General features: G+C 69.0%; 17 protein-coding genes, 5 tRNA genes and 2 pseudogenes. 14 read left to right on the top strand and 10 right to left on the bottom strand.

The window, feature by feature from the left end; genetic code table 11:
* Positions 1 to 252: 252 nt before the first annotated feature.
* A complete protein-coding gene (locus AB0915_RS12315; RefSeq protein WP_366691018.1) occupies positions 253 to 1,335 on the bottom strand; it encodes a Glu/Leu/Phe/Val dehydrogenase dimerization domain-containing protein in 1,083 nt (360 codons plus the stop codon).
* A gap of 176 nt (positions 1,336 to 1,511) precedes the next feature.
* On the opposite strand from AB0915_RS12315, the gene AB0915_RS12320 reads away from it, so the two are divergent.
* Positions 1,512 to 2,357, top strand: coding sequence for a hypothetical protein (locus tag AB0915_RS12320; protein WP_366691019.1), 846 nt, complete (start codon positions 1,512 to 1,514; stop codon positions 2,355 to 2,357).
* A gap of 546 nt (positions 2,358 to 2,903) precedes the next feature.
* Complete coding sequence (bldC, locus tag AB0915_RS12325; RefSeq protein ID WP_003949541.1) at positions 2,904 to 3,110, top strand: developmental transcriptional regulator BldC; 207 nt, start codon at positions 2,904 to 2,906, stop codon at positions 3,108 to 3,110.
* Positions 3,111 to 3,547: 437 nt separating this feature from the next.
* On the opposite strand, the gene AB0915_RS12330 is transcribed toward bldC, so the two are convergent.
* From AB0915_RS12330 to hrpA, 3 genes are all read right to left on the bottom strand, one after another.
* Positions 3,548 to 3,841 carry a DUF6274 family protein gene (locus AB0915_RS12330; RefSeq protein ID WP_366691020.1) on the bottom strand — a complete coding sequence of 98 codons (294 nt, stop codon included), beginning with the start codon at positions 3,839 to 3,841 and terminating at the stop codon, positions 3,548 to 3,550.
* Positions 3,842 to 3,980: 139 nt separating this feature from the next.
* Positions 3,981 to 4,055: transfer RNA gene (locus AB0915_RS12335), tRNA-Asp, on the bottom strand.
* A gap of 148 nt (positions 4,056 to 4,203) precedes the next feature.
* The gene (gene hrpA, locus AB0915_RS12340) at positions 4,204 to 8,136 is read right to left on the bottom strand and encodes an ATP-dependent RNA helicase HrpA (RefSeq protein ID WP_366691021.1); all 3,933 of its coding nucleotides are present in this window, start codon (positions 8,134 to 8,136) and stop codon (positions 4,204 to 4,206) included.
* 153 nt (positions 8,137 to 8,289) lie between these two features.
* Here hrpA and AB0915_RS12345 point away from each other — a divergent pair, with 153 nt between their 5' ends.
* The 3 genes from AB0915_RS12345 to AB0915_RS12355 all read left to right on the top strand — a co-directional run bounded on the left by AB0915_RS12345 (position 8,290) and on the right by AB0915_RS12355 (position 10,360).
* A complete protein-coding gene (locus tag AB0915_RS12345; protein WP_366691022.1) occupies positions 8,290 to 8,652 on the top strand; it encodes a hypothetical protein in 363 nt (120 codons plus the stop codon).
* Between the two features lie 62 nt (positions 8,653 to 8,714).
* Positions 8,715 to 9,515, top strand: a complete 801-nt coding sequence (locus AB0915_RS12350) for a DsbA family protein (protein WP_366691023.1) — start codon at positions 8,715 to 8,717, stop codon at positions 9,513 to 9,515.
* Positions 9,512 to 10,360: a cytochrome c biogenesis CcdA family protein gene (locus AB0915_RS12355; protein ID WP_366691024.1), complete on the top strand. Its 849-nt coding sequence runs from the start codon at positions 9,512 to 9,514 to the stop codon at positions 10,358 to 10,360. The genes AB0915_RS12350 and AB0915_RS12355 overlap by 4 nt, the downstream gene beginning before the upstream one ends.
* A 41-nt stretch (positions 10,361 to 10,401) precedes the next feature.
* Here AB0915_RS12355 and AB0915_RS12360 read toward each other — a convergent pair.
* The 4 genes and pseudogenes from AB0915_RS12360 to AB0915_RS12375 all read right to left on the bottom strand — a co-directional run.
* Positions 10,402 to 10,475, bottom strand: a tRNA-Phe gene (locus AB0915_RS12360).
* Between the two features lie 22 nt (positions 10,476 to 10,497).
* A tRNA-Asp gene (locus tag AB0915_RS12365) sits at positions 10,498 to 10,572 on the bottom strand.
* A 38-nt stretch (positions 10,573 to 10,610) separates the two neighbouring features.
* Positions 10,611 to 10,683: transfer RNA gene (locus tag AB0915_RS12370), tRNA-Glu, on the bottom strand.
* A gap of 120 nt (positions 10,684 to 10,803) precedes the next feature.
* Positions 10,804 to 11,040: pseudogene (locus AB0915_RS12375) on the bottom strand (hypothetical protein); the annotation flags it as partial.
* Positions 11,041 to 11,278: 238 nt separating this feature from the next.
* Between AB0915_RS12375 and AB0915_RS12380 the strand changes: the two are divergent.
* From AB0915_RS12380 to AB0915_RS12410, 7 genes are all read left to right on the top strand, one after another.
* A complete protein-coding gene (locus AB0915_RS12380) occupies positions 11,279 to 11,629 on the top strand; it encodes a metallopeptidase family protein (RefSeq protein WP_030929660.1) in 351 nt (116 codons plus the stop codon).
* Positions 11,630 to 11,850: 221 nt separating this feature from the next.
* A complete protein-coding gene (locus AB0915_RS12385; protein WP_366691025.1) occupies positions 11,851 to 12,360 on the top strand; it encodes a hypothetical protein in 510 nt (169 codons plus the stop codon).
* 209 nt (positions 12,361 to 12,569) lie between these two features.
* Positions 12,570 to 14,795 carry a DEAD/DEAH box helicase gene (locus AB0915_RS12390; protein WP_366691026.1) on the top strand — a complete coding sequence of 742 codons (2,226 nt, stop codon included), beginning with the start codon at positions 12,570 to 12,572 and terminating at the stop codon, positions 14,793 to 14,795.
* Positions 14,796 to 15,106: 311 nt separating this feature from the next.
* On the top strand, positions 15,107 to 18,019 hold the full coding sequence (locus AB0915_RS12395; RefSeq protein WP_366691027.1) for an FG-GAP-like repeat-containing protein: 2,913 nt from the start codon (positions 15,107 to 15,109) through the stop codon (positions 18,017 to 18,019).
* Positions 18,020 to 18,250: 231 nt separating this feature from the next.
* Positions 18,251 to 21,463, top strand: a complete 3,213-nt coding sequence (locus AB0915_RS12400; RefSeq protein ID WP_366691028.1) for an FG-GAP-like repeat-containing protein — start codon at positions 18,251 to 18,253, stop codon at positions 21,461 to 21,463.
* A 145-nt stretch (positions 21,464 to 21,608) separates the two neighbouring features.
* The gene (locus AB0915_RS12405) at positions 21,609 to 23,129 is read left to right on the top strand and encodes an amino acid permease (RefSeq protein ID WP_366691029.1); all 1,521 of its coding nucleotides are present in this window, start codon (positions 21,609 to 21,611) and stop codon (positions 23,127 to 23,129) included.
* Between the two features lie 91 nt (positions 23,130 to 23,220).
* Positions 23,221 to 23,293 (top strand) — tRNA-Lys (locus AB0915_RS12410).
* 158 nt (positions 23,294 to 23,451) lie between these two features.
* Here AB0915_RS12410 and AB0915_RS12415 read toward each other — a convergent pair.
* Positions 23,452 to 23,655: a hypothetical protein gene (locus AB0915_RS12415; RefSeq protein WP_366134485.1), complete on the bottom strand. Its 204-nt coding sequence runs from the start codon at positions 23,653 to 23,655 to the stop codon at positions 23,452 to 23,454.
* Positions 23,656 to 23,704: 49 nt separating this feature from the next.
* Between AB0915_RS12415 and AB0915_RS12420 the strand changes: the two are divergent.
* Both AB0915_RS12420 and AB0915_RS12425 read left to right on the top strand, forming a co-directional pair.
* A pseudogene (locus AB0915_RS12420) lies at positions 23,705 to 24,460 on the top strand (transcriptional regulator); the annotation flags it as partial.
* A 12-nt stretch (positions 24,461 to 24,472) separates the two neighbouring features.
* Positions 24,473 to 25,054, top strand: coding sequence for an HD domain-containing protein (locus tag AB0915_RS12425; protein ID WP_366691030.1), 582 nt, complete (start codon positions 24,473 to 24,475; stop codon positions 25,052 to 25,054).
* 437 nt (positions 25,055 to 25,491) lie between these two features.
* On the opposite strand, the gene AB0915_RS12430 is transcribed toward AB0915_RS12425, so the two are convergent.
* On the bottom strand, positions 25,492 to 26,057 hold a 566-nt coding region (locus tag AB0915_RS12430; protein WP_366691031.1), incomplete at its 5' end, for an MFS transporter.

Here is a 26,057-nt window from a genome sequence, read left to right on the forward strand (position 1 = left end):
CGGCAGAGAGACCGTGCCCGTAGGGCTTTAACGGTACCTGCTTCCGTGGCCATACGGTACGCCGCCCGCATCACACGCCCCGGAACAGGACCAACGAGAAGCCCCGTCCTCGCTGGTCAACTGCGATTTTAACCTCTTCTTGGCGTGCGACCCGCCGACCGGCGTGAGTCTTGTCTCGCCGGTCGGGGGTCAGCGGTCCGAGAAACGGCCGCGACGCCCGGTGAGGGCTCCGCGACCGTCGGTGGCGAGCGGTCAGGCGCGCCGCGCCTCGGCCATCCGCTGCTCGGCGATCCGGTCGGCCGCAGCGGCCGGCGGAATGCCGTCTTCCTTCGCACGTGCGAATATTGCCAGCGTGGTGTCGAAGATCTTCGACGCCTTCGCCTTGCACCGGTCGAAGTCGAAGCCGTGCAGCTCGTCGGCGACCTGGATGACGCCGCCCGCGTTCACCACGTAGTCGGGGGCGTACAGGATCGAACGGTCCGCGAGGTCCTTCTCGACGCCCGGGTGTGCCAGCTGGTTGTTGGCCGCGCCGCACACCACCTTGGCCGTGAGCACTGGGACGGTCTCGTCGTTCAGCGCACCGCCGAGCGCGCACGGGGCGTAGATGTCGAGGCCTTCGGTACGGATCAGCGCGGCGGTGTCCGCGGCGACGGCCACCTCGGGGTGGAGATCGGTGATCCGGCGTACCGATTCCTCCCGGACGTCCGTGACCACGACCTCGGCGCCGTCCGACAGCAGATGTTCGACGAGGTGATGGCCGACCTTGCCGACGCCCGCGACCGCCACTTTTCGGCCACGCAGCGTCGGGTCGCCCCAGAGGTGCTGGGCCGAGGCCCGCATGCCCTGGAAGACACCGAACGCGGTGAGGACGGAGGAGTCGCCGGCGCCGCCGTTCTCCGGGGAGCGGCCGGTGGTCCACCGGCACTCGCGGGCGACGACGTCCATGTCGGAGACGAATGTGCCGACGTCGCAGGCGGTCACGTAGCGCCCGCCGAGCGAGGCCACGGCCCGGCCGTAGGCCAGCAGCAGTTCCTCGGTCTTGATCTTCTCGGGGTCGCCGATGATGACGGCCTTGCCGCCGCCGTGGTCGAGACCGGCCATGGCGTTCTTGTACGACATGCCGCGCGCCAGGTTCAGCGCATCCGCGACGGCCGCCTCCTCGGAGGCGTACGGATAGAAGCGGGTGCCGCCGAGGGCCGGGCCCAGGGCGGTGGAGTGGATGGCGATGACGGCCTTGAGGCCGCTGGCACGGTCCTGGCAGAGCACGACTTGCTCGTGTCCCCCCTGATCCGAGTGGAACAGGGTGTGCAGGACGCCGTCGGTCACATCGGTCACGGTGGTGACTCCCAAGTACGAAGCGGCGGAAGACCCTCCTGAAGGTGGGGAGGGCCCCGGACCGACCGGCACGGACGGTCCGACTGGGCATGAGCGTAAGTCCTACGCGGGCGTAGATCTGTTCCAGTGCCAAGGATCACCCCCCGGCGGAGTACCGGCGTGACACGATCTGAGGCATGTCGGTGGTGTCTTCGGTGCTCGTCCCTTACGCGTCCTACCTCCGGGTGTACGAACCGCTGGCCGCCTTTCCGGAGCCGGAGCGGGCCCACTGGGCCCGCTATGCGGGGCGCGACCACATCCCCACGGCGCAGGACGAACTCCGGCGTTCGCTGGCCGACTTGGCGGCCACCCCGCCGGTCGGGGTGCCGGTGCACGAGAGCAGGGACGCGTTCGTCGCCGAGGTGGACGGCGTGGTGTGCGTCTGCCCGTGGCGGACCCGGCTGCGCGGCTGGCTGGCGCTGGAGGAGCTGGCGGAGATGTTCCCGGCCCCGGTGCTCGACGCGGTGCTGCCGCCGGTGGTGCGCGGGCAGGCGCTCGCGGACCACGAGCAGTGGGCGGAGCGCAATCCGGACGCCCGGCCGTGGATCCGGACCGCGGTGTGGCAGGTACCGGTGCGCTGGTTCGTCCTCTTCTCGGACGAGGAGCGGGAGCACACGGAGGCGGCCGACGGCGGGGGAGCGCCGGTGCTGCGCTACCGGACCCCGATGGTGCAGGCGCGCCGCCGGCTGGCCAGGTCGCTGAGGACGCTGAGGGAGACCGTCGACGAGGGGCCGCTGACCGAGGGCCTGGTGGACGTCGGCCGGTGGCTGGAGGAGTTCCATCCGCGCGCGCTGGTCGAGCTCGACTACGGCGGACTGGTGCACGCGCTGTCGGCCGAGCAGCTCGCCGGGGACCGGTCGGCCGCGGATGTCGCCGAGGGCATCGCGGCGCTGCGGGCCGGTGACACCGAAGGGGCGAGTGCGGCGTACGGGCGGCTGGCGGAGCGCTGGCGGGTCGTGAGGGATCGTCAATTCGCCAGCTGAGTCCGGCGGTGCGGGGTCGGGAACCGGTCTCCCGTGCGGCTCGTCCGTGTGACCCATGGGAGTGGTGAGGTCAAAGTGGCGGGAGCGTACTCCTGAGGTGCTAGGACCTACGTCCCGAACCGGGCCTTTGCCTCAAGGGTGACGGATAGCACTAACTGGGCCCTTGCGCCCTTCCCCACTCCTCGTGCCAAAATAGGACAAGGAGTCCGGGGAGGTCTCCATCCGTCCGAGTAAGGGCGGATTGCTCTGCATTGCACGCTATGGGGGGTCTGATGGCTCCTGATCGCTCTGTGACTGATCGTCACGGTGAGGTGACTGTCCGCTATGGCATGGTCCATCGGCTTCCGTCGCTGATGAACACCTGGGAGGGCAATTCCATCGGTTTGGCCGACGCGGCTGGACGGATGGTGTAGTTGTAGTGCCGAGGACAAGCCGTTCGTCCTATAACCGACTCGGCCCGCGTCCGCCATTTCGGGCAACGCGGGTCAAGGTGCAGAATTTAGAGGAAAGAACCGAGATGGTTCGGTTCTCCCGAGGAGGCCGCTCATGACCGCTCGCACCCCTGATGCCGAGCCGCTGCTGACCCCGGCTGAGGTTGCCACGATGTTCCGCGTGGACCCGAAGACGGTCACCCGTTGGGCCAAGGCAGGCAAGCTCACGTCCATCCGCACGCTCGGTGGACACCGCCGGTACCGCGAGGCAGAGGTCCGCGCACTGCTTGCGGGTATTCCGCAGCAGCGCAGCGAGGCCTGACACACCCCTGTCGCCGCGTCACAACCGGGCTGCCCGGGTCCCCCAACCCGCGTCCGCCCACCCATAGCTCCACACGACGGGCGCCCGCCCCAACGGGCGCCATACCTGTGCAATACGGGGTATGTCGTTCGATCGCGCTGGACTCCGCCGGGTCCAGCGCGATCTTTTTTGTGCCCGCGGGGCGGTCGGTGGGCCGGGGCTCCGGCTTCGCGTGGAGTGCCGTGCGGGCGCATCCGACTCGGACGCGCGGGTCGCCCCTGGGCCTCCCTGTGGAAGTGTCTTCCGGGGAGTGCAATTGCACATATTAAATTCGCCAGTTGTAGGAAGGGTGTAAAGTCACCCTTTCTCAAAACTCATTAAGTGACACCCGTCACACGGTTTGAGTCTTGCCAAGGTCGAGCCTGTCACTGCCGGGAGGCGGGCGTCCTCGCCATTGGTCACGTGGCGGCAGGGCTTTCGTCCTCGGTCCGGTCGGCGCGGTTCTGTTCTTCGGGGGCGGCCCTGGGGGCGTCGAGCGCCGCGGCCTCCTGAACGGCCGCTGGAGCTCTGCCGGATGACGCGGGCGGTTCCGGGGGCGGGGCGGGCGGGGAGGCTGCCACGGGCTCCATGGCGAGCCTCAGGAGCAGGTGGCAGATCGGGCAGTGCCGGGTGAGATGCCGGTAGCCGGAAGCGGCCGCCAGATGGGCGCGCAGCAGCGCGCGGGTCTCGTGCCTCGCCGTGGACGCCGCCATCCGCGCCACCTCCCGGTGGACCGCGCCGCCCCGCGCCGAGGAACAGGGGCGGCCCCTGCTGTCTGAGTACCCGTCGGCAGTTGCCGGAGTCAAGGCACGCGAAAGCCCGGATCCATAAGGATCCGGGCTTTCGTTACTGCGGTCCTGACGGGATTTGAACCCGCGGCCTCCACCTTGACAGGGTGGCGAGCACTCCAAACTGCTCCACAGGACCAGGTTTTCGCGGCTTCCTTGCGGCTGCCTGCGAAACCAGACTGTACAGGAGATTGGCGGCTCCAGTCGACTTCACTCCTGGTGGTGGCTCCCTTACGGGCTGCCGCACGACAGGGAGTGGGGGAGTTACGCCCCCGAGGGGTGCCCGATCACGGAGCCGCGGCGTCGATCGCCTTCACGATCCGCTTGTCCGAGACGGGGTACGCGGTGCCCAGGGCGTGCGCGAAATAGCTCACCCGGAGCTCCTCGATCATCCAGCGGATGTCCAGGACCTCCTGCGGAACGGGCCTGCCCTGCGGCATCTGTTCGAGCAGCCAGGCGTACTCGTCCTGCATCTCGTGGACCTTCTCCATGCGCGTGGTGTCGCGCTGGACGGCCGTCGGCATCTGCTGGAGCCGGCGGTCCGCGGCGACCAGGTAGCGCATCAGGTCGGGGAGCCTGCGCAGCCCGGTCCTCGTGACGAAGCCCGGCGGTACGAGGGCGGCGAGCTGGTTGCGTACATCGGCGACGTTGTTGACCAGGACCAGGCTGTTGGTGGCCTTCAGGCGGCGCTCGCAGGATTGCCAGGCAGCCAGCACCTGCTGCACCTGGGCGACCGTGTGCTCGGTCAGCGCGACGAGATCGGCGCGGACCTTGTCGTACAGCTTCCGGAACGACTCCTCGTCCCAGGCAGGCCCGCCGTGGGCGCCGATCAGCCGGTCCGCGGCAGCGGTCGCGCAGTCCTCGAACAGCGCCTGGACGGAGCCGTGCGGATTGCGGGACAGGGCGAGCTTCTGCTGGTTCGTCAGCTTGTCCGAGACGAACTTCGCCGGGTTCACCGGGATGTTCAGCAGGATCAGCTTCCGGGTGCCACGCCACATCGCCTGCTGCTGCTCGGCCTCGGTGTCGAAGAGCCGTACGGCCACGGTGCCCGCCGCGGCTCCCTCCTGCTCCACCAGCGCCGGGTAGGCCTTGACCGGCTGGCCGGCCCGCCGGGTCTCGAAGACCCGGTTCAGCGTGCCGATCGTCCAGTCCGTGAGCCCCGAACGCTCGATGGACTCGCCCGAGGGCCCCGCGGTGGCCGCAGCGGCCTTGGAGAGGGCCTGACGGGCCTTGGGGCGCAGCTGGAGCTTCAGCGCCTCCAGGTCCTTGTCCTCGGCCACCCTGCGGCGCCGCTCGTCGACGATCCGGAACGTGATCTTGAGGTGGTCCGGGATCCGGGAGAGATCGAAGTCGTCGGCGGAGACCTGGACCCCGACCATCTGCTGCAGCTCACGTGCGAGGGTGACCGGCAGCAGCTCCTGCAGCGGCACCGCCCGCTCCAGGAACCGGCCCGCGTAGTTCGGCGCGGGGACGTAGTGCCGGCGGATCGGCTTGGGCAGGGAGCGGATCAGCTCGGTGACCACGTCCTCGCGCAGGCCGGGGATCTGCCAGTCGAAGCCCTCGGCGGTGACCTGGTTGAGCACCTGGAGCGGGATGTGGACGGTCACACCGTCCGCGTCCGCGCCGGGCTCGAACTGGTACGTCACCTTGAACTTGAGCTTCCCCTGCCGCCAGGAGTCCGGGTAGTCGTCCTTGGTGACGGCCCCGGCCTTCTCGTTGATGAGCATCGAGCGCTCGAAGTCGAGCGCGTCCGGCTCGTCGCGGCGCTTGTGCTTCCACCAGGAGTCGAAGTGCGCACCGGAGACGACGTGCTCCGGGATCCGCTGGTCGTAGAAGTCGAAGAGCGTCTCGTCGTCCACGAGGATGTCGCGGCGCCGCGCGCGGTGCTCGAGCTCCTCGACCTCGCCGAGAAGTTTGCGGTTGTCGTGGAAGAACTGGTGGTGCGTCCGCCAGTCGCCCTCGACCAGTGCGTTCCGGATGAAGAGATCGCGGGACGTCTCGGCGTCGATACGGCCGAAATTGATCTTGCGCTGGGCGACGATCGGTACGCCGTACAGCGTGACTCGCTCGTACGCCATCACCGCCGCCTGGTCCTTCTCCCAGTGCGGCTCGCTGTAGGTGCGCTTCAGCAGATGCTGGGCCAGCGGTTCGATCCACTCCGGCTCGACCCGGGCGTTGACCCGCGCCCACAGCCGGGACGTCTCGACCAGCTCGGCCGACATCACGAACCGCGGCTGCTTCTTGAAGAGCGCCGACCCGGGGAAGATCGCGAATTTGGCGTTGCGCGCACCCAGGTACTCGTTCTTCTCGGTGTCCTTCAGCCCGATGTGCGACAGCAGCCCGGCCAGCAGCGAGGTGTGCACCGCCTGCTCGGGCGCATCCTCCTCGTTGGGATGGATCCCCATCTGCTTGGCGACCGTACGCAGCTGCGCATAGATGTCCTGCCATTCGCGGATGCGCAGGAAGTTCAGATACTCCTGCTTGCACATCCGGCGGAAGCTGGACGAGCCGCGCTCCTTCTGCTGCTCGCGGATGTACCGCCACAGATTCAGGAACGCCAGGAAGTCCGACGTCTCGTCCTTGAAGCGGGCGTGCTGCTGATCGGCCTGCGTCTGCTTGTCCGAGGGCCGCTCGCGCGGGTCCTGGATGGAGAGCGCGGCGGCGATCACCATGACCTCGCGCGTGCAGCCGTTGCGGTCGGCCTCGATGACCATGCGGGCGAGGCGCGGGTCGACGGGCAGCTGCGAGAGCTTCCGCCCCAGCTGCGTCAGCCGTTTCTTCGGATCCTTCTCGTCCGGGTCGAGTGCGCCGAGCTCCTGGAGCAGCTGCACCCCGTCGCGGATGTTGCGGTGGTCCGGCGGGTCGATGAAGGGGAACTTCTCGATGTCGCCGAGGCCGGCCGCGGTCATCTGGAGGATGACGGACGCCAGGTTCGTACGGAGGATCTCCGCGTCCGTGAACTCCGGGCGGGTCAGGAAGTCGTCCTCGGAGTACAGCCGGATGCAGATGCCGTCCGAGGTACGGCCGCAGCGGCCCTTGCGCTGGTTGGCGCTGGCCTGCGAGACCCGCTCGATCGGCAGCCGCTGGACCTTGGTGCGGTGGCTGTAGCGGGAGATGCGGGCGTTGCCCGGGTCGATCACGTACTTGATGCCGGGGACGGTCAGCGAGGTCTCGGCGACGTTCGTCGCCAGCACGATCCTGCGGCCGGTGTGGCGCTGGAACACCCGGTGCTGCTCGGCGTGCGACAGGCGCGCGTAGAGAGGAAGCACCTCGGTGTGGCGGAGGTTCTTCTTGTTCAGGGCGTCCGCGGTGTCGCGGATCTCGCGCTCGCCGGAGAGGAAGACCAGGACATCGCCGGGGCCCTCCGTCTGGAGCTCGTCGACGGCGTCGCAGATCGCAGTGATCTGGTCGCGGTCGGAGTCGTCCGTGTCCTCCTCCAGCAGGGGCCGGTAGCGCACCTCGACCGGGTACGTACGCCCGCTGACCTCGACGATCGGCGCATCACCGAAGTGCCGGGCGAAGCGCTCCGGGTCGATGGTCGCCGAGGTGATGACGACCTTCAGGTCGGGGCGCTTGGGCAGCAGCCGGGCCAGATAGCCCAGCAGGAAGTCGATGTTCAGCGACCGCTCGTGGGCCTCGTCGATGATGATCGTGTCGTATGCGAGCAGCTCGCGGTCCGTCTGGATCTCGGCCAGCAGGATGCCGTCCGTCATCAGCTTCAGATACGTCGCGTCCGGGTTCACCTGGTCGGTGAAGCGGACCTTCCAGCCGACCGCCTCGCCGAGCGGGGTCTTCAGCTCGTCGGCGACGCGCTCGGCGACCGTACGGGCTGCGATCCGGCGCGGCTGGGTGTGCCCGATCATGCCCCGGACGCCGCGCCCCAGCTCCATGCAGATCTTCGGGATCTGCGTGGTCTTGCCGGAGCCGGTCTCCCCGGCGACGATCACGACCTGGTGGTCGCGTATCGCTTCCAGGATCTCGTCCTTCTTCTGGCTGACCGGAAGTTCTTCCGGGTACGAGAGTGCGGGCATCCGTTCGGCGCGCCCCGCGAGCCGCTCGGCTGCCTTCCCGGCCTGGGTGGCGATCTCGTCCAGCACGGCCTGCCGGGCCTCGGGCTTACGGATCCGGCGCGCCCCTTCGAGGCGGCGGCCGAGCCGGTGCGCGTCGCGGAGCGAGACGTGTCCGAGCTGGGACTGGAGATCGGCAAAGGAAGTAGACATACGGGTCCCAGGATCGCACCCGGGCCCGAGGAACGGCGAACCTATTTTGCGCGGTCTGCGTCACGGCCGCGCTGACTGCGGGGGAGCTCCTGATCACAGCACGTACCATTTCGGGCAACTGATCTTCATACCGCAGTGGAAAGGCTCTCGTCCGTGTCCCGTACGCAGTGGTGCTGCCTGGTGGCGGTGCTCGCGGTCGTGCTGGGGCTGTTCTGCGGGCCCGCCACGGCGGTGACGGCGGCGACGGCGTACGGGGATTCCGGCACCGCAGTGGCCGCCCCGGCCGTCGGCGGTCAGGGGTTGCCCGGCTGCGGCAAGGGCACGACGCACGACGGCATCGAGCCCGGCGTACCCGTACGGGCCCGCGCCGCGCACGACCAGGCGCCCGGTCTCGCCGAATGGGGTCCGAGCGCCGCTCCCGGGCAGGGGCCCGCGGAGCCACGCGTACGCGTCAGGCCGCTTGGGCCGGAGCCTGCCGCGCCATCCCCGGTGGAACTCTCGGTACTGCGGGTTTAGAGGGATGCCCGCCATCCGGTCGTCCCCTTCCCCCTCCCGCACCACGAGCACGGAGTTTCGCCATGCCCACGCCCACAACCTCCTCGTCCAGGAAGCCGCTGCTCTACGGCACCGGTGTCGTCCTCGCCGCCGCGCTGCTCGGCTTCGTCTCCTACCGCGCCACCGCCCCCGCCGACCGCTCCTCCTCGACTTCGGTCGCCGAAGTCACCGCCGACCCGGGCGCCGGTGTCTTCCCGGAACTGGCGAGGCTGGCCCGCCGCGACCCTGCCGACAAACTCGCGCAGGGCCCGGTCGACGCGCCCGTGGTCCTCATCGAGTACGCCGACTTCAAGTGCGGCTACTGCGGCAAGTTCGCCCGGGACACCGAACCCGCCCTGGTGAAGAAGTACGTCGACAACGGCACCCTGCGCATCGAGTGGCGCAACTTCCCGATCTTCGGTGCCGAATCCGAGGCCGTCGCGCGCGCCGCCTGGGCCGCCGGGCAGCAGGGCCGCTTCTGGCAGTTCCACGCAGCCGCCTACACCGAAGGGGCCAAGGAGAAGGGCTTCGGCAAGGACCGGCTGAAGGCGCTCGCCAAGGAGGCGGGGGTGCGGGACATCGGCCGGTTCGTACGCGACGCGGACGGCGCGGCTGCTTCCGCCGCGGTGAGCAAGGACCAGGAGGAGGGATACGGGATCGGCGCGAGCTCCACCCCGTCCTTCCTGATCAACGGCCGCCCGCTGGCCGGAGCGCAGCCGGTGGAGGTCTTCGAGCAGGCCATCCAGGCGGCGGCCGACAAGGCAGCCAACACCAAGGACGCCAAGGGAGAGAGCGGCTCCAAGGGCTCCAAGGGCTCCGGTGGCTCCGAGGGCGCTGACAAGTGACGGCGGACATCGGCTACTTCGCCGCCTTCCTCGGCGGGCTGCTGGCCCTGGTCAGCCCTTGCAGCGCCCTGTTGCTGCCCGCCTTCTTCGCCTACTCCATCGACTCGGCCTCGCGGCTACTGGCCCGTACCGGCATCTTCTACGCCGGCCTGGCCACCACCCTCGTGCCGCTCGGCGCCGCGGGCTCGTACGCCGGACGGCTCTTCTACAGCCACCGCGACCAGCTGGTCCTCGGCGCCGGCTGGCTGATCATCGGGCTCGGCGTGGCCCAGATCGTGGGCCTCGGCTTCGCCTCGCGCCGGATCGCGGCCCTCAGCGGGCGGATCCGGCCGACGACCGCCGTGTCGGTCTACGCCCTCGGCGCCGTCTACGGGCTGGCCGGGTTCTGTGCCGGACCGATCCTCGGCAGCGTCCTGACGGTGGCGGCGGTCAGCGCCAGCCCGGTCTACGGCGGACTGCTGCTCGCCGTCTACGCCCTGGGCATGGCGGTCCCGCTGTTCCTGCTGGCGCTGGTCTGGGAGCGCTTCGACCTCGGGCGCCGCGCCTGGCTGCGCGGCCGCGCCTTCCGGCTCGGCCGTTTCGAACTGCACACCACGACCCTGCTGTCGGGGCTGTTCTTCATCGGCCTCGGCGCGCTGTTCCTGGCCTACGACGGGACGACCGCGCTGCCCGGACTGCTGGATGTGGACGATTCGTTCGCCGTCGAACAGTGGGCCCGGCGCATCGGCGAGCAGGTGCCGGACGCGATTGCGCTGGTGACCGCGGTTGCGGTGGTGCTGCTGGTTCTCGGGGTGCGGGCGTGGCGCAGCCGGGACGTGAACTCCGTGGACCGGGAAGAGGACTGACACGACGAAGGCCCCATCCGCCGGATGGGGCCTTCGAGAGGTGGCTGGGGCCGGGATCGAACCGGCGACCTATCGCTTTTCAGGCGATCGCTCGTACCAACTGAGCTACCCAGCCACGCAGCACTTACGAGCTGCAGCGGTCCTGACGGGATTTGAACCCGCGGCCTCCACCTTGACAGGGTGGCGAGCACTCCAAACTGCTCCACAGGACCAAGCTTTTGTGCGACTAAGTGTCGCACAAGGTGGTGCGTGCCCCCAACGGGATTCGAACCCGTGCTACCGCCTTGAAAGGGCGGCGTCCTGGGCCACTAGACGATGAGGGCATGTGACTCCGCTTCCCCTCAAAAGGTTCCGCTTCTTCTTCAACCTCTGGGGTCTCGGAACGGTCAAGCCCTGACCGGCGCCCTTGGGCACGTCGGAGACTGTACTACGGCGTTTCGGTGTCAGCCAAACCGAATAGGCGAAGGGGTCGCTCCGGGTTGGTTCCCCTCCGGGAGATGGCGGCTGACCTCGGCAGTCGTCAGGCCGAGCCCGCCGAGTGTGATCTCCTCCCAGGCCTGCAGACGGCGAGTCGCGCGGTCCGCATAGAGCACCGAGGCGCGCACCTTCTCCGGCTTCCTGTTCTGCACGGCGCGCAGCCCGCCGCCGCCCGTGGAGCCTTCGGCCTTGAGCCGGGTGCCGAGTTCCACCCAGCGCGCGCCCGCAGGGGTGCGGAGCGGGGGCGAGGGCACGGCCGGGGGCGGTGGAGCGGGAGCAGCAGTGGTGGCGGATGCGGGCCGACTGCGGCGCGGAAGGAGGCGCGGGCCATGGGGCGCGTATGCCCGGGTTCGGGTGGCCATGCGCGGGCGCGGGATTGCGGGACAGAGCAGGGAGTGGCGGTCCGGGGCCGGTCCGGCGGGGGTACGTGACAATGGCGGGGTGCTGGAGATGACGCGCGAAGAGTTCGAGGAACTGGTCGCCGAGGCCCTGGACCGGATTCCGCCGGAGCTGACGCGGCTGATGGACAACGTCGCGGTGTTCGTCGAGGACGAACCGGACCCCGGCGATCCGGAGCTGCTCGGGCTGTACGAGGGCACGCCGCTGACCGATCGCGGCGAGTGGTACGCCGGGGTGCTGCCGGACCGGATCACGATCTACCGCGGGCCGACACTGCGGATGTGCGAGTCGCGTGAGGACGTCGTGGCCGAGACGGAAATCACGGTCGTCCATGAGATCGCCCACCACTTCGGCATCGACGACGAGCGGCTGCACGCGCTCGGTTACGGCTGAGTACACCCGGGAGAGCGGCGGCGGAGGGGCCGGCGGCGAAACGGTCGGTGGTGCGTGGGGCGTGTCCCATGCGGGGGAACGGGAGTTGGGCACAGCGCCCCTGTCCGTTCCCGCCCTGCTTCGCTCTCGGCCTCCCGGAGGTGCCCGCCGTGCGTCAGTTGCCATCCCCTGTTCGATGGGCAGCCGTCACCGCAGTGACGATTGCCGCGTCCACCGGCTGCATGAGCATCGGCGACGACGCCGGGAAGCCGGCCCCGTCGCGGTCGGCCGAGCAGAAGGGCCCGTCGGGTGAACCGGACGGCTCCACGGTGACGGGTACGGGACGGGCCCGTACCCGAGGGGGCGCGGAGGCGCACTCCGACCGGGAGGCCGCCGAATCGCCGAGCCCGAGCGCGTCGGCGCGTGCCTCGGTCGTACCCGGTGGCGCGCATGCGGGCGTGGGGTCCGGTGATCCGTTGCCGACCCGGGGCGGGCATCCGCCGGTGCCGTCCCCGCCGGGGGGCGGGGGGTCGCAGCAGCCGGTGCCGTCCGCGGAGCCGTCGGTGTCCTCCGGGCCGTCCGCGCCGGTCACCCCGGAGCAGCCGAGCTCACCCGATCCGGAACCTTCAAGTACGGCTCCGGCGCCCTCCGCGTCTCCGGCCGCGCAGTTCCGCAGTGACGCGATGAGTGTGCCGGACGACCTGGAGGCGCTGCGGACTCCCGAGGCATCACCGCAGATGGGGCCGGTGTAGCGGGTGGTCCGGAGCGTGTGGTTTGCGCAATGCGGGTGAGAGTGCGTATGGTAGTAGATCGTTTGATCCCATTGCCCGGCGCCGACACAGAAGCGCGCCGTGTGGCGCGTACTCTCCCTTGCCGTGGCTGGACCGCATTGAGGCGGTCGAAATTGCGAATCACGGAGTTATGGGCGCGTGCCGAGACTCCGGAAGGTTTCGCATTTCGCATGTCCAATTTCAGCTCTGACAACACCGTTGTGCCCGAGAACGACGAGATTGTCACCGAGGCCGAGGCCGTAGTGGCCGAGGCCGCCGAGGTGTCCGAGCCGGTCGAGACCGTCGACTTCGCCGGTTCCACCGAGGCCACCACCGACTCCGCCAACGACGCCGAGCCGACCATCACCTTCGCCGACCTGGGCCTGCCCGAGGGCGTCGTCCGCAAGCTCGCGCAGAACGGTGTGACCGCGCCCTTCCCGATCCAGGCCGCGACCATTCCGGACGCGCTGGCCGGCAAGGACATCCTGGGCCGCGGCCGTACCGGCTCCGGCAAGACGCTCTCCTTCGGTCTGCCGACCCTGGCCACGCTGGCCGGCGGTCACACTGAGAAGAAGAAGCCGCGCGCGGTCATCCTCACCCCGACCCGTGAGCTCGCGATGCAGGTCGCGGACGCGCTGCAGCCCTACGGCGACGTGCTCGGCCTCAAGATGAAGGTCGTCTGCGGCGGTACGTCGATGGGCAACCAGATCTACGCGCTGGAGCGCGGTGTCGACATCCTCGTCGCCACCCCGGGCCGACTGCGCGACATCATCAACCGGGGCGCCTGCTCCCTGGAGAACGTCCAGGTCGCCGTCCTCGACGAGGCCGACCAGATGTCCGACCTGGGCTTCCTGCCCGAGGTCACCGAGCTGCTCGACCAGGTTCCGGTCGGCGGTCAGCGCATGCTCTTCTCCGCCACCATGGAGAACGAGATCGGCACGCTGGTCAAGCGCTACCTGAGCAACCCGGTGAGCCACGAGGTCGACAGCGCCCAGGGCAATGTCACGACCATGACGCACCACGTCCTCGTCGTGAAGCCGAAGGACAAGGCGCCGGTCACCTCCGCCATCGCTGCCCGCAAGGGCCGCACGATCATCTTCGTCCGCACCCAGCTGGGCGCCGACCGCATCGCCGAGCAGCTCGTCGAGGCGGGCGTGAAAGCGGACGCGCTGCACGGCGGCATGACGCAGGGCGCCCGTACCCGCGTGCTCGCCGACTTCAAGGACGGTTACGTCAACGCGCTCGTCGCGACCGACGTCGCCGCCCGCGGCATCCACGTCGACGGCATCGACCTGGTGCTGAACGTGGACCCCGCCGGTGACCACAAGGACTACCTGCACCGCTCGGGCCGTACGGCCCGTGCCGGCAAGTCCGGCGTCGTCGTCTCCCTGGCGCTGCCGCACCAGCGTCGCCAGATCTTCCGCCTGATGGAGGACGCGGGCGTCGACGCCTCGCGCCACATCGTCGGCGGCGCGGGCGCCTTCGAACCGGAGGTCGCCGAGATCACCGGCGCCCGTTCGCTGACCGAGGTCCAGGCCGACTCCGCGAACAACGCCGCCAAGCAGGCGGAGCGCGAGGTCGCCGACCTGACCAGGCAGCTGGAGCGTGTCCAGCGCCGCGCCGGTGAGCTCCGCGAGGAGGCCGACCGCCTGGTCGCCCGTGCCGCGCGCGAGCGGGGCGACGACCCCGAGGCAGCACTTGCCGAGGTCGCCGCCGAAGCGGAGGCCGCGATCGAGGCCGCCGTCTCCGTACCGGAGCAGCCCACGGCGCGCGACGACCGCCGCGACGACCGCGGCAACTTCGAGCGCCGCGACAACCGGGGCGGCGACCGCCGGGACGACCGGGGCGGGTACCGCGGCGGCGACCGTGGTGGTGACCGTGGTGGTTTCCAGCGTCGTGACGACCGCCCGTCGGGTGGTTTCCGCCGTGACAACGACCGTCCGTCGTTCAACCGCGACCGTCGTGACGACCGCGGTGGCGACCGTGGTGGTTTCCAGCGTCGTGACGACCGCCCGTCGGGTGGCTTCCGCCGCGACAACGACCGTCCGTCGTTCAACCGCGACCGTCGTGACGACCGCGGTGGCGACCGTGGTGGTTTCCAGCGTCGTGACGACCGCCCGTCGGGTGGCTTCCGCCGCGACAACGACCGTCCGTCCTTCAACCGCGACAACGACCGCCCGTCGTTCAACCGCGACCGTCGTGACGACCGCCCGTCCGGTGGCTTCCGCTCCGGTGGCAGCGACCGTCCGTTCAACCGCGACCGTCGTGACGACCGCCCCTCGGGCGGCTTCCGCTCCGGTGGCAGCGACCGCCCGACCGGCCGCCGCGACGACCACCGCGGTGGCACGGGCACCGGCACCAACACCGGCTCCTTCGGCCGCCGCGACGACAAGCCGCGCTGGAAGCGCAACGGCTGATCCGACCGCCTGACTGCTGATCAGGGCCCGTACGACACTTCGGTGTCGTACGGGCCCTGTCTGTTTTGAACGAGTTCGAATAATGGTTCCGTCGCTGATGAGGTCGCTGTTAAGATCCGCCTGCCCGCAGAGGGCTCCTGGGGAGGGACACGTACATGAGGCGTCGTCGTGCGCGAAGATGCACTTCCATTGCCCTGACGATCGGGCTGACAGCGGGACTCGGACTGACTGCCGGGGGACAGGCCGGAGCCGAGAACACTCCGGCGCAGCCGGGTGAGGTGTCGTTCGCGGCCAACAAATATGTCCCGAGAGTGACCATCCCGTACGGGGCGGGGGCCTCGGGCGTGCTCTACCGGCAGGAGGGGCACGACGGGCTGCTGTGGACGAGCTGGGACGGTGTCACCAGAGATGTTGCCGTGCCCGATGCCTCTCCGGTCACGACCCACGCCGCCGCGTACGCTCTGACGAACCCCAAGTGGCTCCCGGCGGGCTCGGACACGATCATCACGTACGTCGGCGGGGAGTTGCGGGGGACGGATCTGGGCAGCGGCGCGACAAGCGCCTTTGTGCCGCCTGAGGGCCACGTCGCCGTGACATGGGCGGGGCGGCACGTGGTGACGCGTACCGGAACGGCTGGGGCCTACACGTTCCACTTGGCCGAATGGGACGGTGGGGAGACGGCCACGGTCCACGCCTCCATCGACCTGCCGGTCGGCGCTGAGATCTCCGCCGCGGCGGCCGCGGACGATGCCACGCTGGTGGTCAGGTATCGCCGGTCGGACGGCATCACCGGCCTCGGACTGATCGACTTCGAGACCGGAGATTTCACCGACGTGCCTGCCACGGCGGGCACCACGGTCAAGCAAGTGGTGCTGACCGCCGACCGCTTGGCCTGGCTGGGCGGAGATGTCAGCTGGGTGCCGCGCGGCAACCCGACGGCCGAACCCACCGTGATCGATCTGAAGCCGGAGTACGCGGAGCTTCCCGTGATCGGAGCGGCCGGCTCCACCTTGCTGGTCGCCTGGTACGCCCCGAACAACGCCCCGGGCAACAGCGCCGACCAGTCGGGGATGCGTCTGCACGCCATACCGTTCACCGGCGGCGACCCGGTCACCTTGGTGCGGCACGCATCCTCGGTGATGGCCGGAGCTCCCGACGGAAGTCTGGTCGTGGTGGCCGGTACGGACTCGGGGCAGTGGGCACTGCGGAAGATCGGCCCTGAAACGCTCACGATGTCGGTAGTAGCCCCCGTGACGCCCGTGGCCGCACGTGTGGCACGGCTCTCGCTGGCCAACGGGGTGATGGCGACCAGGGAGACCGACTCCATGTTTCTGCCGTCGATCTTCGGCCGGACCGTCACCACGACGGCCGGCGGGCTCGCGGTGGGCGGTCCGGTGTACAAGGAGTGGGCAGATTCTCACAGCGGAGGACCATGGTCGTCCGGCGACGGCCTGTTGATCGCGACAAACAGTTGGAGCGACGACGAAACCGACGTCTCGGCCGTGGACGACGTGGACGACCCACGCTGGTTCCGCATGAACTCCGGTAAGGGCTCCTTGATCGACCTCACCGGCCGTTACGTGATCCTCAATGGCACCAATCCGGAGCTGCAGTACATAGGCGATCTGAGCGGATATGACACCGATCCCCTCTCGCGACCGATCCGAGCCGCCTCCGTCTGGGGCACCAAGCTGTGGTCCGCCACCACCGTCGCCGGTGTGCTGACAGCGCAGGACCTGAAGACGCTGAAGATCACGACCACGATCAGGACAGGTGCCCCGTGCGTGGCCAAGGAGCTCCAAGCGGTGGGCCGTTGGGTCTATTGGTCCTGCGGCCCGACCGGGCAGGCCGGGGTCTGGGACCTGACGGCCGCTAAGAACATCGACGTGCCACGTGGCGAGGCCCTGATCGGCGACGGCTATCTGGTCCAGCACGACAAGGCAGCCGGGAAGCTCAAGCTCACCGGATTCCGGGACGGCACGGCGGACGACACCCATGACATCGGTGATCTCCTCGGCAACGCGGTGAATCAACGGGGGGTGACCTGGACGGTCGACAAGTTCGGTGGTCCGGTTGCCTACATCGCGGCCGACCAGCACATGCATCTCGTACCGAGCGGGGTGGTGAAGCAACCGGTCGCGCCGATCGAGTCCGAGGTGGGCACCAGGGTCGGCTGGGGCGCCCCCTGGAAGGCCCGCTGGCTGATGTCCCGTCCTGTGGCCTCCTGGCAGATCGTCATCAGGAACAAGGCCACCGGCACGGTCGTACACACCATGGCCGGCAGCCCGAACGCGGGTGGCGGAACGGTCTCGACGACCTGGAACGGCAGGAACGAGAAGGGCGGGTATTCGCCGAACGGCGCCTACACCTGGACGATGACGGCGAAGCCCGCCGATGGGCAGGGCCCGGCCGCGAGCACCTCGGGCACTCTGCATCTGACCGGTGGTGCGGCAGTACCGCGCGACTTCGTGAAGCGTGACGGGTTCGGTGATCTGCTGGCGTTCACGCCATCCGGTTTTGCCGATTTCCGGGCCGGTACGGGTACGGGCCTCGTGGCTGCGGGGGAGGTGGGCATCGACTGGATCGGCGCCAACACCGTGACGGCGGCGGTGCCGTTCGACGATGTGAGCGGTGATCGGTGCAATGACGTGCTGGTGCGCGTGCCGAGTGGTGAGCTGCGGGCTTACAAACCTTCGTGCGGTGGTGCGCTGTACTCCACGACTCCGTACACGAAGGTCGGTGGGGGCTGGAATGTGTACGACGTCCTGACGTCGCCCGGTGACCTCAACGGGGACGGTCGGGCTGATCTGCTGGCTCGTGAGACGTCGACCGGTTATCTGTACCTGTACACGAGCAAGGGCACGGGTGCCTTCGACGCCCGCGTGAAGATCGGTACGGGGTGGAAGGGCTACCTGCTGGCCGGTGCGGGTGATCTGAACGGTGACGGCAAGGGTGATCTGCTGGCGCGGGACACGGCCGGGGTGCTGTGGCGCTACGCCGGTACGGGCAAGGGCACACTCGCGACCCGGGTGAAGGTCGGTGCCGGCTGGCAGATCTACAACTCGCTCGTCGGGGTGGGCGATGTGAGTGGTGACGGCAAGGGTGATCTCCTCGCCCGTGACACCTCCGGGGTGCTGTGGAGCTACCGGGGTGACGGCAAGGGTCTCTTCGCGACGCGGGTGAAGGTCGGGGGCGGTTGGCAGATGTACAAGATCCTTTCCTGACGTGTGACGTGATGTTCAGGGCCCGTACGACACCGACTCGGTGGCGTACGGGCTCTCTCGTTTTGAACAGGTTCGAAAAATTCCCTATCGGTGCCTGTGTGGCTGCTGTTAGAGTCGCCGCATCTGCTCGGGGGTGGTGGTGCGAGCGGTAGCAGCCGCACCACGAAGAACCACAGTGCGTCCACTGAGGGCCTCCCCTCGTGCCATGTTTCCCGGGGAGGGACTTTCACCTTGACTCGCTCATCCAGCGGGTGGCGAAGCCGGCGTGCGTCCGGCCGCATCGCCCTCGTGGTCACCCTGGCGCTCACCGCCGGGGTCGGTGCGACCACCACAGGGACAGCTGTCGCCGACGCGTCCGGCGAGACCGTCGTGGTGAACCCGGGAGCACGCTTCGTGCCCCGCGCCACGCGTGTGCTCAACGCCGGTGAGACCGGCTTCCTGACGGCGCAGGAAGGCGACGACCGCCTGCGCTGGATCGACTACGCCACCGGAACGGCCACCGCCCTGGCGGACCGGCTTCCGAAGCCCCTCGAGTACGACCCGGAGGAAGGTCGTACCAGGGGCACCTGGCCCACCGGATTCGGCCACGGGTCCGACACCGTGGGGGTCTATTCGGAAAGTCCGAGCCCGCACGTCACGCTGCAGCAGCGCGCGGGGGGCGGGTCGACCACCACTGTCCCGATCCCGGAAGGACAGTCGTACGTCGGGACGTACGGCACGACCGTCATCACCCGCAGCGGCACCCAGCGGGCCACGACGAGTCTCCATCTGCTGCGGGCGGAGGCCGACGGGGTCAAGGACCAGCAGCTGCAGGGCCTTCCCGAAGGGTGGAATCTGTCGGCCGGCGACGGTGATGCCCGTTCGGTCGTCGTCCGGGGGATCCTCTGGGAAGACACCACCATGACGAATGGCTGGTGGCTCGTCGACCTCGAGAGCGGGCAGGTCAAGGCGCTGGACGCGCACGCCTCCGCAGTCTCCCTCGGCAAGGACACCCTCCTCCAGGTGGGCTCGTATGCCGCCGAGGTGTTCGACCGGAACGACTTGACGGCCCCGCCCCGGGCGCTGGACCTCAGGAACTTCTCGTACGACATGACGTTCCGGATGCTCGGGAACTCGCTCATCGGGGTCAGTCCCCTCAACGGGGGAAACAACGAGTACCGCGGGGAGGAGCTGTTCCGGATCTCCGACGACGGCCGGCGCGCAGAGGAACTGCTGACGGTCGCCCACACCGACCTCTCCTGGGCGCCGGACGGTTCCGTTCTGGTCGCCGGAGCCGAGACCCGGACCGACCGCGGCGCCCTCGACTGGGGCTACTACCGGTTCACGGCCTCCGCCGACGGCACCGTGACGCGCAAGCGTGTCGCGGACATCGAGGACATGCCCGCACAGCCCGCGGGTATCTCCCTGGGCAGCGGCATCCTCACCACGGCCGACGACTCGAACCTCTTCATGCCGCACACGTACATCGGCAGCTACCGCAGTACGTGGCTCAAGACCTCCGGCCGCCCCGAGGAGATCCGGACGACGGTGGACGGTCTCACCAGCGGGCGGGACGCGGACTGCGGATGGACGGACAGCTCCTACTGCGTCACCATGCTCGCGAGCGGCGACGGATTCCACGGCCGCAAGGAGGGGACCGAGCAGGCCGACGGCAAGACCAAGACGATCCTCTTCCCGAACGGGACCGCGAACTGGGGGCCGAGGCTCACCACCGGCATGCACTCCCCGGAGCTCGTCGACCTCTCCGGCCGGTTCGGGGTCGTGAACGAGGCGTCGGGTGGCAATCAGGCGATCGTCGAGTTCCAGGGCGCCGATTCCGGCGCAGTGGTGGAGAACCGGTCACAGACCGCCGCGGCGGTGTGGGGCAACACATTCTGGAGTGGCCTCAAGGACTCGCCCACGGTGTCCTCGAAGACCCTGCCGGCGGGTACGGCGGGCGCCTCCTTCACCACGCTGAACAAGTGTGCTCCCACCGAGCTGCAGGCCGTGGGCCGCTGGGTGTACTGGGAGTGCCGGGACAACTGGTTCAGGGGCGCGGGTGTCTACGACCGGCAGACCGGGCGTTCCATGACGGCGCCGGACGCCAAGATCCTCCTTGCCGACGGCTACTTCGTCGCGTACACGGAGGAAGCCGGACTCACCCTCTTCGATCTGCACAACGGCCTGCCGACCAGTGGCGTGTACGGGGATCTGACCAAGCGCCCGCTGGTGAGCGCGGCGGAACTGGGCAAGGGCACGGTGCGTCGCTCCGGCTGGACCGTCGACCGCTTCGGCGGTCACGTCGCGTACACCGGGGACGACCGGCGGGTTCGCATCGTCCCCACGGGTGTTCCGACGTCTCCGCTCTCGGTGATCGACACGAAGGCGCCCGGAACCTCGCTCGATCTGCGGGCGGCCGCTCCGAACTGGGCGGGCACCTGGTGGCTGTCCAAGCCGGCCGCGTCGTGGCAGGTCACGGTGAAGAACAAGGCGTCGGGCCAGGTCGTGCGCACGGTCGCCGGCGGCGAGGCCCGCGGCACGGTCAGCGCCGCGTGGGACGGGAAGGACGCAGCGGGTCGGCTCGTCGCCAACGGTGCGTATACGTGGACGTTGTCGGCGAAGCCGGCTGATGGCCAGGGTGCGGCTCTCGCGGTGTCGGGTTCGGTGAAGGTGACGGGTGGCGCTGCTGTCCGTCGTGACTTCGTCGGGAACGACGGTTTCGGTGATCTGTTGGCGTTCACGTCGGCGGGTGTGGCTGATTTCCGTGGTGGTACGGGCGACGGGACCGGCGCGGTCAGTTCGAAGGTGTCGGGGTCGGGTTGGACGGGTGCCAACACGGTGACGGCGGCGGTGCCGTTCGATGATGTGAGCGGTGATCGGTGCAATGACGTGCTGGTGCGGGTGTCGAGTGGTGAGTTGCGGGCGTACAGGCCGGCGTGTGGTGGGGCGCTGAAGTCGTCGACTGCTTACACGAAGGTCGGTGGGGGCTGGAATGTGTACGACGTCCTGACGTCGCCCGGTGACCTCAACGGGGACGGTCGGGCTGATCTGCTGGCTCGTGAGACGTCGACCGGTTATCTGTACCTGTACACGAGCAAGGGCACGGGTGCCTTCAACGCCCGCGTGAAGATCGGTACGGGGTGGAAGGGCTACCTGCTGGCTGGTGCCGGTGATCTGAACGGTGACGGCAAGGGTGATCTGCTGGCGCGGGACACGGCCGGGGTGCTGTGGCGCTACGCCGGTACGGGCAAGGGCACACTCGCGACTCGGGTGAAGGTCGGTGCCGGCTGGCAGGTCTACAACTCGCTCGTGGGTGTGGGCGATGCGAGTGGTGACGGCAAGGCCGATCTCCTCGCCCGTGACACGGCCGGGGTGCTGTGGGCCTACCGAGGTGACGGCAAGGGTCTCTTCGCGACGCGGGTGAAGGTCGGGGGCGGCTGGCAGATGTACTCCAGGCTCTCCTGACGCACACACCTCTTTGAACGCGACTCCTCAGTAGTACAGGGGCGCGGCCCGCGGGCCGCGCCCCTGTGTCGTGCTGCGCCGTGTTTTCCCAGTCGTAACCACGGCGGCGGCATGCGTGCACCGGGCCGAGGGCATCGCTGGGGGCATGACAACAGAAGAGGTCGAAAGCAAGCCACCACCGGGCGTCTCCGACGAGGAGCGTCTCGCACAGCTCGGGTACACGCAGACGCTGGCCCGCAGGATGTCCGCCTTCGCCAACTACGCCGTGTCCTTCACGATCATCTCGGTGCTCTCCGGCTGCCTGACGCTGTATTTGTTCGGCATGAACACCGGCGGCCCCGCCGTCATCACCTGGGGCTGGGTCGGCGTCGGCCTGATGACGCTGTTCGTCGGCCTGGCGATGGCGGAGATCTGTTCGGCGTACCCGACTTCTGCGGGGCTCTACTTCTGGGCGCACCGGCTGGCCCCGCCGCGCTCGGCGGCGGCCTGGGCCTGGTTCACGGGCTGGTTCAACGTCCTCGGCCAGGTCGCCGTGACAGCGGGGATCGACTTCGGCGCGGCGTCCTTCCTGGGGGCCTATCTGAACCTCCAGTTCGACTTCGAGGTGACGCCCGGCCGGACGATCCTGCTGTTCGCCGCGATCCTGCTGCTGCACGGGCTCCTGAACACGTTCGGGGTCCGCATCGTCGCGATCCTGAACAGCGTGAGCGTGTGGTGGCACGTCCTCGGGGTCGCCGTCATCGTCGGCGCCCTCACCTTCGCACCGGACTCGCACCAGTCGGCGTCGTTCGTCTTCACCGAGTTCGTCAACAACACCGGCTGGGGCAGCGGCTTCTACGTCGTGATGATCGGCCTGCTGATGGCCCAGTACACCTTCACCGGCTACGACGCCTCCGCCCATATGACGGAGGAGACCCACGACGCGGCGACCGCGGGCCCGCGCGGCATCGTCCGGTCGATCTGGACCTCCTGGATCGCCGGCTTCGTCCTTCTGCTCGGCTTCACCTTCGCCATCCAGTCGTACGACGGAGCCCTGAACTCACCGACCGGCGCCCCGCCCGCCCAGATCCTCCTGGACGCCCTCGGTGCCACCACGGGCAAGCTCCTGCTGCTGGTCGTGATCGGCGCGCAGCTGTTCTGCGGGATGGCGTCGGTGACCGCCAACAGCCGCATGATCTACGCGTTCTCCCGAGACGGCGCACTCCCGTTTTCCCACGTCTGGCACACGGTCAGCCCCCGCACGCGCACCCCCGTTGCCGCGGTCTGGCTCGCCGCCCTCGGCGCGCTGGCCCTCGGCCTCCCGTACCTGATCAACGTCACCGCGTACGCCGCAGTGACCTCGATCGCGGTGATCGGCCTCTACATCGCGTACGTCATCCCCACCCTGCTCCGCCTTGTGCGCGGCGACGAATTCACCCCGGGGCCCTGGCACCTCGGCCGCTGGTCCCGGCCCATCGGGATCGTCGCGGTGGTGTGGGTGGCGGTCATCACGGTCCTCTTCATGCTGCCGCAGCTGTCCCCCGTCACCTGGGAGACGTTCAACTACGCCCCGATCGCCGTCCTGGCCGTCCTGGGCTTCGCGGCGACGTGGTGGGTCGTGTCGGCCCGCCACTGGTTCCTCAAACCGGATCACAAGCGCACGAGCGCGGACATCACCGCCGAATGAATGACCCCCGGAGGCAGCTCGACAGGCCCGGCAGCCGATACCCGATCGGCAGCCGGGCTTCGGCGGGCTATGCTCAGGGGTGATTCGCCGAGGGCCGTTAGCTCAATTGGCAGAGCAGCGGACTTTTAATCCGTTGGTTGTGGGTTCGAGTCCCACACGGCCTACCGCTCAGCCCCAGGTCAGAGAGGGTTTCTGGTCTGGGGCCGACTCTTGTTCGAGTTCATTTCGGGCAGTTGCTCGCCCGATGCTCGGGCGAAGTACAAACGATCACGACATGACAGAGCCCCGACCGCGAGTGCGGCCGGGGCTCAACAGCCGGTTTTTACCGGTCCCAGTGCCGGTCGTCGGACTCGGACGGCAGTGCGCCGTGCCCTTCGGACCAGTGGTTCACCCAGCCGCACAGTGCGCACGCATAGCGCCCGTCGATGCCGTGCACTTCGGTGCCGCATTGCCTGCAATCCGTGCGCGTGATCTCGTTGCGCGTCGCGGTGACGGCCGTGGACTGAGCTTCGGGGCGCCGGGTCATGGTTGGAATGTACCCCCGGGCGCTGCCTCCGGACGCTGCCGCCGACGACAGCCCGATCGGCGCGTGGGTCATGCAGCGCGACCTCGTCGAGGTGCTCTCTTGGCCGCTCAACGGCGTGACTCCGACCCCGCCGCGGCCGCGACGCGGCCCCGTCCCGCATGGGCCGGAGCTCCCCGCCGCCGACCGCAGACGCTTCTTCTCCCGCATGCGCCGCACCGCCGAGCACGCCCGCGGAGCTGCGCAATTCCTGCTGCGTCGCCAGGCCCTCTACCTCGCCGGGTACGACGACGCGGCTGACACCTCCGAGTGGTTGGCCCTGCAGCAACGGACCGAGCGCCCGGACGACTGGCTGACCGGCTGGCTCAACGCCCGATCAGTCGCGGCCGTCGCCGCAAGGCAGGGTGATCGGGAACGGATGGGCCACTTCATCAAGACGACGCTCGCCGACGATGACGCGGGCGAGGCGGCCAACCTCAACTACTGGGCGTACTGGATCGGCGAGGCCTCCCATATCCAGCTGTCCGACGACTTCATCGCCACCCCGAACCCGGGCTCGTGGCCGGGCGACAAACTGATGCGCCACCTCGTGCGAGGCCTGACCCCGGATCATGGCTTCTTCGACCTGAACGTCCACCCCCTGTGGACCCTGCTCGCCGCTCGCCCGAACCTGCTGCGCCCCGGGACATCGATCGGAAACGACCTCCGCGCATCCCTTCCCGTGATGTTGGATAGCCGGGAGTTGTCGGCGCGGGCACGCCGGGAACTGGAGGGCATCCGGTACGCAATCCGCCTTGCTGAGGCGTGAGAGGAGACGGTCGTGGCTGACGACCTGTCCGCAGTGGGCCGCTTCCTGTACGAGGCGGGCACGCTCAAGCACACAAAGCGAACGGGCTGGTGGATGGCCGGGGTCCGCGACCCGGAGAGCGTCGCCGAACATTCCTGGCGGACATCGCTGATCGCCACGATCATCGCGAAGCTGGAAGGCGCCGATCCTGCGCAAGCGGCATACCTCGCGGTTTGGCACGACACGCAGGAGACCCGCACGGGGGACGTGAACTACGTCGGGAAGAAGTACGCGCCTGCTGGCGATCCGCAGGCGGTTACGGCCGACCAGACGGAAGGCATGCCGGAGGTTCTGGCCTCGGCGGTCCGTGACCTGATCGCGGAGTACGAGGCCAAGGAGTCACCGGAGGCCATCTGTGCCCGCGACGCGGACAAGTTGGAGTGCCTGCTCCAGGGCATCGAGTACAAGGCGCAGGGCTACGAGAACGCTCAGCGATGGATCGACAACAGCCGAGGGCGCCTTGTCACCGAGACTGCGAATCGGCTGGCTGATGAGATTCTGGCGCAGGGGAGCATTGACTGGCTGCGCACCGCCCTGGGCGAGAACAAGGAGTGACCCCCGGACACGACGAAGCGCCCCCGTTCCGGCCGTAGCCGGAACAGGGGGCGCGGTGGTTCATGAGCGGTGTCGCTCCGGTGGGAGACCAGTCACAGACGGGCTGCTCGGCGTGGTGCGGCGGCACACCAGGGCATCGGGGTCGTCTGGTAGCGGCTGAAGACTGTACCCAGCCGGGCACGTCTGACCCGTCGGCGCCGGCGCGGCCGTCCACACCGTCCTTCCCCGCGGGGCCGACAGGACCAGCAGGCCCGGTATCCCTCTTCGGTCCGGCTGGTCCCGGGACGGTCGAGTCAGCCCCTGCCTGCCCTGTCGTACCCGACGGGCCTGGTAGGGGAGACGCTGCCGGTCCTGCGGGGCCGCGGTCGCCCTTCGGCCCTGGTGGGCCGGGGATCGGTACGGGCACCTCGACACGAGCGGGCAGATCGATCTGGAGGTCATGGGGTGGCGGCTCGCCACGCGGGATGCAATGCGGGATAGAGGCTGACCAGGAGATAACCAGCCGCGATCACGAGCAAAGCCGTGGTGAGGCTGGTCATGGCGACCAGCAGGCCGGCGCCGAAAATGCCCACCGGCACCGCGGCCACAACCGCGGCCATGATCGCGCCGGACACGCGTCCCCGGAGCTCCGCGGGAATACGGTTGAACTGGACGGCGGTCAACAGCGGGTTCACGGGTCCAGCAGCGATGCCGGCGAGAGCCATGGTGACGACAAGCGTGGGAGTTCCGGGCATCGCGGCGATGGCGAAGAACTTCGGGGCCCCGGAAATCAGCAACGCGCCGGTCAGGATTACGTGCCGGGGGAACCGATGCCCGACTGCGCCGAACAGGACCGCGCCCGCCAGGGCGCCGGCGCCGAAGGCAGCGACCGAAAGCCCCAGGGTGAGCGGGTTGTCGAGCACCTGCTTGGCCAAGGTGGGCAGCAGTACGGTGAACAGGGCATTGTCGGCCATGTTGGCGAACATGAACACCACGAGGATCCGGGGCAGCAACGTGTCTTCGC

This window comes from Streptomyces sp. NPDC048411 (assembly GCF_040704695.1).
GTDB lineage: Bacteria > Actinomycetota > Actinomycetes > Streptomycetales > Streptomycetaceae > Streptomyces.

Coding starts and splice junctions, on each gene's coding strand:
- AB0915_RS12320 (WP_366691019.1), top strand. CDS start 1,512: ATGTCGGTGGTGTCTTCGGTGCTCGTCCCTTACGCGTCCTACCTCCGG.
- bldC (WP_003949541.1), top strand. CDS start 2,904: ATGACCGCTCGCACCCCTGATGCCGAGCCGCTGCTGACCCCGGCTGAG.
- AB0915_RS12330 (WP_366691020.1), bottom strand. CDS start 3,841: ATGGCGGCGTCCACGGCGAGGCACGAGACCCGCGCGCTGCTGCGCGCC.
- hrpA (WP_366691021.1), bottom strand. CDS start 8,136: ATGTCTACTTCCTTTGCCGATCTCCAGTCCCAGCTCGGACACGTCTCG.
- AB0915_RS12350 (WP_366691023.1), top strand. CDS start 8,715: ATGCCCACGCCCACAACCTCCTCGTCCAGGAAGCCGCTGCTCTACGGC.
- AB0915_RS12385 (WP_366691025.1), top strand. CDS start 11,851: ATGAGCATCGGCGACGACGCCGGGAAGCCGGCCCCGTCGCGGTCGGCC.
- AB0915_RS12390 (WP_366691026.1), top strand. CDS start 12,570: ATGTCCAATTTCAGCTCTGACAACACCGTTGTGCCCGAGAACGACGAG.
- AB0915_RS12405 (WP_366691029.1), top strand. CDS start 21,609: ATGACAACAGAAGAGGTCGAAAGCAAGCCACCACCGGGCGTCTCCGAC.
- AB0915_RS12415 (WP_366134485.1), bottom strand. CDS start 23,655: ATGACCCGGCGCCCCGAAGCTCAGTCCACGGCCGTCACCGCGACGCGC.